Genomic DNA, 12448 nt, shown 5'->3' on the forward strand with positions numbered 1-12448 from the left:
AAAGATTGAAATAAAGGAGAAAAGAATTTAATGAAATTAATAGTGGGGCTTGGAAATCCTGGAGAAGAGTATAAATTAACAAGGCATAATATTGGGTTTATATTTATTGACGAATATTTGAAGAAAAATAATATAAATGATGTGAGAGAAAAGTTTAAATCGCTGTTTGTGCAGACAAATTATAATGGGGATAAAGTTTTTTATCAAAAGCCGACTACATTTATGAATTTGAGCGGAGAAGCGATTGGAGAAGCTGTCAGATTTTTTAAGATTGATCCAAAAACTGAACTTTTTGTAATTTATGATGATATGGATATGCAGTTTGGAAAATTGAAAATTAAGCAAAACGGAAGTGCGGGCGGGCATAATGGGATAAAATCCATTATATCACATGTTGGAAATGAATTTGTACGGATAAAGTTTGGAATTGGAAAGCCGAAGACAAAGGAAGAGACATTGGGGTTTGTACTTGGGAAATTTTCACCAGAAGAAAAGGAAGTTTTAAAAGATTCAAGAGAAAAGATTTTTAATTTGATAGATGATATAAAGGATGATATGACGGTTCAAAAGTTAATGAATAAATATAATACTAAATAAGCTGTTTAATATAGTAGTGGATCTGTTGCATTTTTTTTAAAAAGTGGAGTTGAAGATGAGATTTTATGGACTGATTAAGAAATAATTATCTGCATTTGTATATGATTAATATAAAATAATAAAAAAAGTGGAAAAAAATTCTAGAGGAATTTTGAATAAAATAAAATCAAATAAAAACAATTCAATAGAAAAAAGAAAAAATAATGGAGTGATTTTATGAGAGATAGATTGTATAATAAAATGCAACAAATTTAAAATAAAATAGAACTCATGATACTTGTAATAATCAAAAAATATGCTAAAATAATAGAGATAAAAGTATTTTTTAATAAATGGAGGTTAGATGTTATGGAAGATAATGATAAAAATTTTGAGATAGAAGTAGCAAGCAAAAGGGAAACTGAGTCACAAATAAAAGAAGCAGAACGAGTGGAAGATACAGAAAATAGAATTGGTCATACAGATAATTCTAATCATGGAAATCAAGACTTAAATCATGATAATCAATACAACCAAAACAACCAATATGGAAATATAAATGGATATCAAGAAATAAACGAAATGGAATTTATGAGTTCTGTGAATTGGATTATAAATATCCATAAAATATTTGGAATATTAGGGATAATTCAAGGAGTATTAGCATCTTTAAGTATAGTAGGAGTAATAACAGGAATCCCAATGATTATTGCTAGTATGAAATTAATGGACACAAGTAAAATTTTATTCAATTATAAAATTACTAGAGAAGAGTCGAATTTAAAAATGTTTTTTGATGAATATAAAAAATACTGGGTAATTTTATTAGTATCAATGCTGATTTCAATTATATTAATAATAATTGGATTTGTAGTATTTGCAGGAACAATAGCAGCACTTCTTGGTACTTTTTCAGGTGGACATACAGGATATGAATATTAATATAAAATTAGGAAATTTACAGATATAAGAGATACAAAAATAGTTGAAAATAAAGGGAGATAAATATGGATAATAATTTTTCAGATAACAGAAATAGTTTTTTAGATATGACATTTTTAAATTCGATTAATTGGATATCGGTTATACATAAAATAATAGGAATTATTTTGATGATACAAGGAGTGCTTGCTTCACTTACAATAATAGGAGCAATAATAGGGGTTCCAATAATATTTGCAGGGAAAAATTTATTTGCATCAGGTGGGAATTTATCAGATTATAAATTTAGCAAAAGTATAAATGAGATTAAGAAATTTTTTATTAATTACAAAAAATACTGGAAAGTAATATTTATGATATATATTGCAGGAATAGTTTCAATATTTTTGTTTATTGTTATTTTAGTATTTTCAGTAATTAATGCTTCAAAAGCATTACCAAAAAGTAATCCAAATGATGGAATGGCTTCGATTTCAACAACTAATGACAATAATACAAATACTACGAATACTACAACAGATCAATCAAGCAATGATCAATCAGCACCTGAATTAGACGAATTACATAAATTAATGGAAGAAGTTGTTACAAATGGTGATACAGATGCATTGAATAAATATTCAAAAGAACAATTAAGATTGTTGAGAAATACATTGTATGCAGAAAAAGGTTACATTTTCATAGGAGATTTGAAAAGTTATTTCGATTCAAAACCTTGGTATCATGGAACTGTAGCAGATCAAGATACAATTCGATTAACAGATTATGAAAAAGCCTTTATTAATGCGGTAAGAGAAAAAGAAGGATTACCAAATATTAATAATGATGGTTCTGTATCACAAACACAGACATCAAATGATAGTGGAGAAGAATTAGATGAATTACATGAAGTAATGGATGAAGTAGTAAATGGAAATGAATCAGTATTAGAAAATTATTCTAAAGAAAAACTTCGGTTATTAAGAAACACATTGTATGCAGAAAAAGGATACATTTTTACAGGAGATTTAAAAGGTTATTTTAATTCAAAATCTTGGTATCACGGACATATTTCGAATCAAGATTCAATACCTTTATCAAGTGAAGAAAAAGTGTTTGTAGATGCGATTAAAAAATATGAAAGTCAATAGAGATTTTATAATTTTTTTGGATTTCTATAAGTAGAAAGTGAATCATTCATTTTTTAAATCATAGATTGTATAATATATTGCGACAAACTAAAAAAATATAAAAACTCATGATAATTTCGTGTTAAAATGTTAGTAACCACAAAAACATTAACGAAAAGAAATATATCATGAGCCATAATATTTTACCATAAATGAAAGAAATAAACCAGAGGTTCTGCTAAAAAAAAATTACAAAATTTCTAAAATTACTCAAATCCTTAACAGGCACAGGGCTGCCATTTACCGTGGGATAAAAAGAATTAATGGAGAATACTCTTCTGAAAATGCTCAGTCAGATGCCAATGCAAAAGCTGCTAATAAAAGAAGAAATTTAAAAATTACTTCCGAATTGAAAAAACTAATAGAAGACAGGCTCTGTAAAACATGGTCTCCTGAACAGGATTCTGTAGTTTCGGCAAGAGGGGAAAGCAAAGCTTGCTTTGCAACATTTGTGGAGTTAAAGACAAGATTTTATGTAGCAATAAAGATGGAAGACAGAAGACTTGATAAGAACCTTAATGCTGATAAATTCAAGGCCAAGGAAATATTTAAACTATGCAACGCCAATTGAAAAATTTTTACATGAAATTAGTTTAAAAAAAATTTGGTAAAATGTTGCAATTAATAATGCAATTTATGAAAAATAAAAGAGGGAGTGATTTTATGAGAAAAAAAGCTGTTCCTGTGGGAATTGAAGATTTTGAAAGAATAATAAACGAAGATTATTATTATGTAGATAAAACGATGTTAATAGAAGAATTATTGATAAACAGAGCTCCTGTAACACTTTTTACAAGACCACGTAGATTTGGAAAAACATTGAATATGTCGATGTTAAGATATTTTTTTGATGTAAAAGATAAAGAAGAAAATAAAAAACTTTTTGAAAATTTGAAAATATATGATAGTGAATATATGAGTGAACAGGGTAAATATCCTGTAATTTTCATTTCACTGAAGGATTTGAAAGAAGATACTTGGGAAGAATGTCTTGAAAGCATTAAGGATATTATGTATAAAATTTTTAATGAGTACAGTTTTTTAAGAGAAAAATTAAATATTGTTGAAAAAAGACAGTTTGATAAAATTTGGGAAATAACAGGAAATGAGAGAAATTTTAAAACATCACTCCTAGATTTATCAAATTATTTAAATAAATATTATGGAGAAAAAGTCATAATTTTAATAGATGAATACGATGCTCCAATAATAAATGCTTTTGATAAAGGATATTACAATGAAGCGATAAACTTTTTTCAAACATTTTACAGTTCAGCACTAAAGACAAACAATTCCTTGAAATATGGTATTTTGACAGGAATAACAAGGATTATAAAGGAAGGGATATTCTCTGGTTTAAATAATTTAAAAGTAGATACAATATTGAATAAAAAATATTCAGAGTATTTTGGACTTCTTGAAAGTGAAGTGATTGAAATGCTTGATTACTTTGGGATGAAATACAAAATTGAAGAGGTTAAAGAATGGTATGATGGATATATTTTTGGAGAAAGTGAAGTGTATAATCCATGGTCTATTGTGAATTATATTGATAATGGAGAAATTAAGGCATACTGGGCAAATGTTTCAGGAAATACGCTTTTAGAGAATATGCTTGATCATGCTGGGGAAAGTGTTTATGATGATTTAAAACGGTTTACTGATGGAGAAAGTATTGAAAAATATATTTCGGATGGAACTACGATAAATAGTCTTTTAAGTAACGACGATGAGATATGGCAATTACTTTTATACAGTGGATATTTGACAAAGGATGAAAAGCAGAAGGAAATAGATGTAACTTCAGAATATACAGATGTTTATAACTTGAGAATTCCAAATAAGGAAATACGAAAATATTTTGGGAATATGTTCTTGAACAGATTTTTTGGAACAGAAGTGAAAACAAATACTTTGATAAAAGCGCTTGAAAATGGAGACATTAAGAAATTTGAGAAAACATTGGGAGAGATAATGATAAATATGCTGAGCCATTTTGACTTGGACAAGGAAATGGAGAAGATTTATCAGGTATTTATGATAGGGCTTGTAGGATTTTTGATGGGGAAATATGAGATTATTTCAAATGATGAAAGCGGATATGGAAGATATGACCTTGCGATGATTCCAATAAAAAGTAACGAAAAAGCCTATCTTATGGAATTTAAAATATCGAAGACGAAAAAGGGGATGGAAGAGAAAGCACAGAAGGCGTTGAAGCAAATTGATGAGAAGAAATATGATACGAAATTGAAGGCAAGAGGGATAAAGAATATTTTGAAGATTGGGGTTGCGTTTTATGGGAAAGAAGTGAAGGTTGTTTTTAAATAGAGGTTTAAAGTAAGATAACAGAGAGGTCAATGTGGAACTTGAAATCAAAAGTAAAAAAATAGACTATCATTATAGTGAATTTAGAATGTTGTTAATTGCATATATTTGTGTATACTTTATGAGTCCTATATTTATTTTTTTTATAAAAAGTGATATAAAACATTATTATATTTTATTAATTAATGCTGTTTTTGTTATGATATTTTATATATTTGTAGTTATATTACAAATTTTTTTTAAATTATTAATAAAATTAAAAAGAAAGAAAATAATATTTTCAGAAAATTATTTAGAAATTTTTTTTGGAACAGAAAGTAAAAAAATAGAATATGATAAAATAGAAATGATTTTTCTGAGAAAAAATTTATTGAATTCAGCAGATATAATAATAAATTTTCCAACCAATAATACAAGTTTATTTAATAGACAAGAAGAATTATTTAAAGGCGATAAAAATAGTATAGTGATAAGTAATGTTATTAATTATGAAGAAATATTTAAAGAATTAAAACAAAGATTATTTTTCTTTGAAAGTAAAAATGAAAAAGTTTTAGAATATAAAAGTTTTATCGAAAATAAAATAGTAATAATATTTTTAATATTATTATTTTATTTTTTCTATAAAATAAAAATATCAATATGTTTAATTATTATGTTATTCGTTAAAATAAAAAGGTATAATTATAAAATTAATTATTTAAATAATGACCAAATAAAAATTTTTAATGCGAATAAAGAAATTTATATAAAAAACAACAACTATTTTTTTGACAAAGATGACTTAAAATTAAAAATTAAAAATGTTGATAGAATTTTATTGTCGAGTAATTCAGTGTTTTTACCTATGCATTATAAAATAAAAATAGATTCGGATGTGTAAAAATTTTTGTGTAAACCTCTAAATAATATATGATAAAATAACTATATAATATTTGGAGGTTTTTGTTATGTCTAAAAAGAAACCTATCTGTTAAGATATAGTTATAGAAATATTTAATAATCTGAACAGAAAAAGTGAAAGTTGCTTATAAATGGAGGTTTAAATAAAGATGTGGAAATGTAATGATAAAATTCCCATACAATCCATTTTAACAAAAAGATAACAAGAAATCTCCGACTTCTATAAGTGGTTGCTTTTTTTGTAAAAAAATTGAAAAAAGAGTATATCCATAATATAATTTTTGTATAAAATATTGAAGAGAAGTCATTAAAAATAATATTCAAAATTAAAAGGAGGTGTAATTTCATGAAATATAATTTAGTATTCAAGCATAGGATTTATCCAAATTTAAAATGAAACTCAAATCCGCTAACACTGCTTTTTCCACGCCCTGTTTTCTTTGAATATTTTTTTATTATTTTTAAGTTACACTTCTCTCCACGCTCACTTAAAATAGGTTGAAAAACCCTTTTATCAATATCTGATATTTTATAGCTTTCAGAAATTCCTAATAGTCTATTAAAAATGATATTTCAATAATTTTGTTCTTCTTATTCTCTCTTTTTGTCCCTTTTATTTTCCTAAAAAGACCTTTTTATTCACAAATTTTATATTATTTTGGTACTTTTTCTAGTATTTATAAGGATTACAGAATACCTAAAAGGTATAAAAAAGGGAACTAAAAACTAAAAAAAAATTATTTTAAATAAAAAATTTTGAAAATTGTAATTAATTTAAAAAATATTATTAAGAATATTGACAAAATGATTTCAAATGATATAATTATTATATAAAATGAAAGGAATTGATGTTATATGGAAAAAGCAGTTGTTAATTTTAGAATAGACAAGACTACTAAGAAAGAAATGGAAGAAATTTGTGAAGATATAGGAATTTCTATAGGGACAGCATTTAATATTTTTGCAAAAAAATTGATTCGTGAAAGAAGAATACCATTTGAGTTAGATTCAGATCCTTTTTACAGAAAAGAAAATATTGAAAGATTAAAAAAATCTATTGAGCAAATGGAAAAAACTGGTGGAACTGTTCATGAGGTTGATTATGATTAAATCATGGAGTGATGAAGCATGGGCTTGCGGGGAATCAAGGAACAAGACAGGCTTATCACACAGGAAATTTAAGTCAAAGTGAAGTAAGAAATGCGAGTGCAAACAATAATTTTTATGCAAATATTGGAGTAAATGCAGGATATTCTACTTCTAAAAACAGTAACAACTCCCACAATGAAAGTGCCGTAGTTACGACAATGAAACCAATGAATGAAAATTCTAGCATTACCTACAACAATGTAAACAACATAACTTATCAGGGAACACAGGCACAAGGCGGAACATATCTACAACAATGTTAAAAATATTTAGAAGGAAGCAGTAGAGCTTCATAACAGCTATAGTTCCAAAAATTCAGGATTTGGAGCAGGAGTAAGTCCAGGAATAGGTTCAAATGGACAAATTAAGCCAAGTAGTATAGGCGGAAACGTTTCTGCAAGTAGAAGTAATCAAAATACAACTGAAACTGTTTATCAAAATGGTAATTTTCAAAATGTAAATGAAGTTCACAATAATACTGGTACAATGACACTTTCAGGATTTAATCAGGAAGGCAGAAAAGTTACAGGTAATATTGGTAAACTGGTTGTAGAAAGCAGACAGAACACAAGCACAACAACTGGAAGATCAAGCGGAGCAAGTATAGGAATAAGTGCAAATGGAGTTCCTAGTTCTTTAAATGTAGATGGAAGCAGAACAAGTGGAAGCAGAGCATTTGTAGATAATCAAAGCAGCTTTATTGTTGGAGAAGGAAGTAATCTTCATGTTGGTACAGTTGAAAATACTGGAGCAATTATTGGAAAATAGAGTGAAAATGGTACTACATTTAAAGTTGATAAGTATGTTGGGCACGATATTCAAAACTACGATACAATGACAACAACAGGAATTTCAGTAGGGACTTCATTAGGAAAATCTCCTAGGGTTACAAATATTGGATTTAATCAAGATGATAGGGATAAACAAGGAATTACTAGAAATACAGTAGTTGGCAATGTAGAAATAGGCGAAACTTCTGGAAGTCCAATAAATAGGGATGTTACAAAAGCTAATGAAGTTACAAAAGATGAACATCATTCTACGAATGTTAATGTTGAGACCCAGACTATTGAGTATGCGACTAATCCAGCTAAACTGAAAGAGGATATTGGGAAAGCCAAAGAGGAAATAAATGACATAAAATGGGTAATAAAAGAGTCAATTCACGACAGAGGAGATGACAACAGGAACTTCTTTGGGAAGCTTTCAGAAGTTAGACTGGACAAGAGTCTTGAAAATATAACGAGCGAAAGACTGATAGGTAAGACAGTAGATACTGAAATAGCAGGTATTTTTAAGGATGCCTACAAGGATTTAGGATATGATATAAACATCATATTTTCAGATCCTAAAAATTCTCCACAATTATTAGATGAGAAAGGGAAACTAAAAACAGGGACAGCATATGTAGATGATTATGGAGTTAAGACAATAATAATCAATGCACAAGATTCAAAGAATACGACAAAGGCTGGACTTATCGGAACAATAGTTGAAGAAGGAAGCCATGTAATAGGAAAAGTTGAAAGCAGACAGATAGAAACTGGAACAGATGAGAAAGGGCTAGAAAGCACAGGAAGAGCTTCAAATGAATACTTTGCTCAAAAATACAAAGATGATAATCCAAATATCAGTATCAAGTCGGATGGGAAGGATTATTCCAATGTTGATTTTGGGGAGAATGTAGGTAATATTGCAGTTGCAGATGATGCACTTATTATAGTAGCAGGAGTAACAATTGCATATATAGCTGGAGCATATATAGTACAATAAAATGGAAAGACTATAGGATCATATCCTGATTTAAAAACTGCACAAAAAAATGCACAATATTTATTAAATAAGGCTGGTGATGGATTAAAATGGATTTGGAATGGTTGAGCTTGGGTAGTTAAAAAAATTAGTAATGTATATAAGGCGGAACATACAAAAATTTCAGAAGATAAAAATACAAAAAATAAGCATGAAAAAGGGAAGGCTAGAAAACAAAGAGATCAAGGTGGAGAAAAGAAAAAAAAGAAAAAAGGATGGATACAAGGAGGAGGTAAGAAAAAATAATGATTGAATTTTTAAAAAATATAAAAAGTAAAATTGGAATTTATCATTTGGAGGATGATGCTATTTCAATTGGAAAAATATTAAAAATTTCAGGTAAGTATTTATTTTTGGATTCTTACGATTCAAATAATAAAAAAGAAGGTATAAAAGTTTTTTTAATAAGTGAAATAAAAAGAGTTATTTTAAAAAGCGATTATATTGAAAAATTAGAAAATAAAAAAAATTATACAGAATCTTTTTCTTTTTTAAAAGATAATAAAATAAATTCGTTTGATGATGTATGTCAAAAAATAATAGAAAAAAAGTGTATAGTGACATTAAAATTGAAAAATGATGATATAGAAAAAGGATATTTAACAAAAAAGATTGAAAAATATTACTATTTTGAAATATTAAATGATGAACTTAAAATAATATCTACTGAAATTTTTGATGAACATTATATAGAAGAAATACAAATAGATACTAATGATAAAATTAATAAAAATGTTCCATTAAATATAATTAAATTATATTCGGATAATATATATATTGGTAATGTATTGTTTGATAGGAAAGAAATAATTATTTTTAAAGAAATTGTAGAATTTTCGGAAGATAGTCGAATATTAATATTAAAAAAAGAGGATATTGAAGAAATATCCGAATTATACAAAGAAGAAAATATAAGATACAATAGTATAAATAAATATATTCAAAATATAAAAGATATTACATTATTATTTCTTCTTGAAATTTGTTTGAATTTTAAATTTATAATATTTATAGATAATAAAAAATTTTCTGAAACTAAAGTAGGAATTATTGAAAAAATATTGAACAATAGAATTTTAGAATTAAACACATTAAATGAAAATTACCATTTTATTGAAAAAATAAGAATCGAAATTTCTGAAATAGAAATTTTAAGAATAAAAAATTATTCTCTTTTTGAATAGATAATAAAAAAGCTATTGAAGATACTCCTGAGATAAAATCAAGGTGGAAACAGCATATGTTTCAAAAGACGGAGTTCATACAATGATAATAAATATAAATGCCAAAGAAAATAGTACAAAATCAGGATTAATCGGAACAATTTCGGAAGAAGGAAGCCATATAATTAATGGTGTCGAAGGAAGACAGATAGCAACTGGAACTGAAGAAAAAGGACTGGAAAGCACAGGAAGGGCTGCAAATGCTTACTTTCAGGAAGAGTACAAGGGAAGCAATCAGAATATGACGTATAAGTCTGATGGGAAGATTGATACTAGCAAGCTGGGGACTAATGTCGGAGATAAGTTACTTTTGGATACTTCAGTAAGTTTAGAAGAAATGGAAGAATTATTACGATATGTTCAGTCAAAAACACAAGATACATTGGAATTAATAGATGCAAAAACCAAATCAAAATGTACGAAAGGTAGTGGTGATAATTGTGAAATAAAAGTAGTTCAAAAACATAAAGGCAAAGATACTCTAACAGGTACAAAAATGGTAAGAGAAATATTGGATAATCCTAAAAGAGTATTTATCACTAACGAAAAAGGGAATAAAAGAGGGGATATTAGACGTGGATCTCATTATAATGCAAACACAAACACATTAACCATCGTTAGAAATCAGGAAGTTACAGTATTAGGAAAAGACTTAAACACTGGAGAAATAACTACTAAAAAACAGAACCTAAATGATACGGTTGGACATGAATTAGTGCATGTTCATAATGATATAAAAAAATTTGTCCGAGATGAATATATTTCTAATTTTTTAAAAATTGGAGAACAAGTTTTTTATGATGGAGATAGTAAAGAAAATATCATTGATCAGAGAGTCTCTAATATGACAGGAGGAGTACCCTGGAAAAATATTCAAGAAATTTCAGAAATGAAAAAACAAATTGAAGAAGAATGTAAAGGGAAAAAAGATTGCAATGTTGAAAATAAGTTATTAACTAAATTAGCTGAAAAAGGATATAGTAATCTTCAAGGACTTTCTCATATAAATCAGATAATTAAAAACGGCGAAGCAGAAAAAAAACGAACAGAAAATGCTTTAAAAACTTGTGGTACAAACCTTTGTGTTTATCGAGAAGAAGCAGCTACTTCTGGAATTGAAAGATTTAGCTGGCCAAAACAGCTTACTAATGAAAATATATTAAGACAGGAGATGAAAAATAGATTAAAAGAGCTTCAAGATAAGGGAATAGTAGATAAAAATATAAAACCGGAAGATTTAAATTATGAAAGAATATTTTACTATTCTCCTAGAAAAGAATTGATAGATTCTTTAAAAACTTCTAAACCAAATAAGGAGAATATAATAAAATGATTAAAAAAATATTGTTCATAATGATAATGATTAGTAATATTGTCTATTCAGAAGAATATTTTAGAGATTTAAAATATTTTGAATATGCTTATATTAATCCTCCAATAAGTATATCAGAACGAAATTATGTAATAAAGCATAAAAATGAAAATAAAACGGTGTTTTATTTTAGATTAAAGGGGTTGTATCGTGGAATAACACGTAGTAGAGATAAGGATGAAATACTAAAATATATGACATTAGAAAATTTAGAAAATTATTATTCAAGGTTTAACCCTAAAGATAAATCTTATTATGGACAGTTCCTATATGGTAAATGGACTATCACAAATAATAATAAAACTAATGTGGAATTGTATATAGTAACTGTAGATGAAAACGGAAATATACATGAAAATAGATATAATAAATTTCCAAATTTAGGACAAGCGTATCACATACATTGGTATATAAATGAGATAGATGAAAATAATGCACAAGGTTACTATTCTGTACCAGATTATGGAGAGATGATGACAATAATGACACCAAATAAGATAATTTTCAAAAATCCTGATTTTTTTGCACCAGAAGAGAACAGATTATACGAGGAGTTAATATCATTATTTTATAATGAATTACCAGAAAGTTTTTTTAAACAAAGAAAGGAAAATCGAGCATACGAAATAAGAAGGATAATGTCTAAATATAATTTAAATTTAAAGGATATAGAAAATATATACTAATTAAAATATTTTTCAAAAAAACTAAACTGCACCCAAAATCTTGGACACAGGATAAAAGGTGCAGTTATTATTTTTATACATTTCAAATCATTAATGTAAAAAAATTTAATTATACAAAATTTGCCCATATAACCCCGCAAATTAAAATTTTTATTTAAGGCATAGAAAAATTTATACCAAAAATCGATTTTTCAAGTTATATGGATGTTATATGGACTTTTTAAATGATATTTTTTTAATAAGTTAGATGGCATATTTTTTAAACCAATTTTCAAAATGAGGGTGTGT

12 protein-coding genes are annotated in these 12448 nt (G+C 26.8%); 11 read left to right on the plus strand and 1 reads right to left on the minus strand.

The features are described from left to right. Positions 1–30: 30 nt before the first annotated feature. From pth to FVE73_RS00070, 4 genes are all read left to right on the plus strand, one after another. Positions 31–597: an aminoacyl-tRNA hydrolase gene (pth, locus tag FVE73_RS00055; protein WP_018498421.1), complete on the plus strand. Its 567-nt coding sequence runs from the start codon at positions 31–33 to the stop codon at positions 595–597. Between the two features lie 348 nt (positions 598–945). Further along, positions 946–1518, plus strand: coding sequence for a DUF5362 family protein (locus tag FVE73_RS00060; RefSeq protein WP_018498423.1), 573 nt, complete (start codon positions 946–948; stop codon positions 1516–1518). Positions 1519–1583: 65 nt separating this feature from the next. Beyond that, positions 1584–2648: a DUF5362 family protein gene (locus FVE73_RS00065; protein ID WP_018498424.1), complete on the plus strand. Its 1065-nt coding sequence runs from the start codon at positions 1584–1586 to the stop codon at positions 2646–2648. Between the two features lie 702 nt (positions 2649–3350). After that, positions 3351–5018 (plus strand): AAA family ATPase, encoded by a 1668-nt coding sequence (locus FVE73_RS00070; RefSeq protein ID WP_146997804.1) that lies wholly within the window; start codon positions 3351–3353, stop codon positions 5016–5018. 1278 nt (positions 5019–6296) lie between these two features. On the opposite strand, the gene FVE73_RS11100 is transcribed toward FVE73_RS00070, so the two are convergent. Further along, entirely contained in the window at positions 6297–6488 is a 192-nt protein-coding gene (locus FVE73_RS11100) for a hypothetical protein (protein WP_345908515.1), read from the minus strand. A 285-nt stretch (positions 6489–6773) separates the two neighbouring features. Here FVE73_RS11100 and FVE73_RS00075 point away from each other — a divergent pair, with 285 nt between their 5' ends. The 7 genes from FVE73_RS00075 to FVE73_RS00105 all read left to right on the plus strand — a co-directional run bounded on the left by FVE73_RS00075 (position 6774) and on the right by FVE73_RS00105 (position 12160). Continuing rightward, entirely contained in the window at positions 6774–7028 is a 255-nt protein-coding gene (locus FVE73_RS00075; protein ID WP_018498857.1) for a type II toxin-antitoxin system RelB/DinJ family antitoxin, read from the plus strand. A gap of 11 nt (positions 7029–7039) precedes the next feature. Continuing rightward, on the plus strand, positions 7040–7330 hold the full coding sequence (locus FVE73_RS00080; RefSeq protein WP_018498858.1) for a hypothetical protein: 291 nt from the start codon (positions 7040–7042) through the stop codon (positions 7328–7330). Between the two features lie 82 nt (positions 7331–7412). Continuing rightward, positions 7413–7835: a hemagglutinin repeat-containing protein gene (locus tag FVE73_RS00085; protein ID WP_232058550.1), complete on the plus strand. Its 423-nt coding sequence runs from the start codon at positions 7413–7415 to the stop codon at positions 7833–7835. Between the two features lie 66 nt (positions 7836–7901). After that, positions 7902–8840: a hypothetical protein gene (locus FVE73_RS00090; RefSeq protein ID WP_018498860.1), complete on the plus strand. Its 939-nt coding sequence runs from the start codon at positions 7902–7904 to the stop codon at positions 8838–8840. Between the two features lie 284 nt (positions 8841–9124). Continuing rightward, the gene (locus tag FVE73_RS00095; RefSeq protein ID WP_018498862.1) at positions 9125–10063 is read left to right on the plus strand and encodes a hypothetical protein; all 939 of its coding nucleotides are present in this window, start codon (positions 9125–9127) and stop codon (positions 10061–10063) included. 43 nt (positions 10064–10106) lie between these two features. Continuing rightward, positions 10107–11435 (plus strand): hypothetical protein, encoded by a 1329-nt coding sequence (locus tag FVE73_RS00100; protein WP_018498863.1) that lies wholly within the window; start codon positions 10107–10109, stop codon positions 11433–11435. After that, positions 11432–12160: a hypothetical protein gene (locus FVE73_RS00105; RefSeq protein WP_018498864.1), complete on the plus strand. Its 729-nt coding sequence runs from the start codon at positions 11432–11434 to the stop codon at positions 12158–12160. The genes FVE73_RS00100 and FVE73_RS00105 overlap by 4 nt, the downstream gene beginning before the upstream one ends. The last annotated feature ends 288 nt before the right edge of the window (positions 12161–12448 follow it).

Origin of the sequence: Leptotrichia wadei (genome assembly GCF_007990545.2) — a bacterium.
Classification (GTDB): Bacteria; Fusobacteriota; Fusobacteriia; order Fusobacteriales; family Leptotrichiaceae; genus Leptotrichia; species Leptotrichia wadei.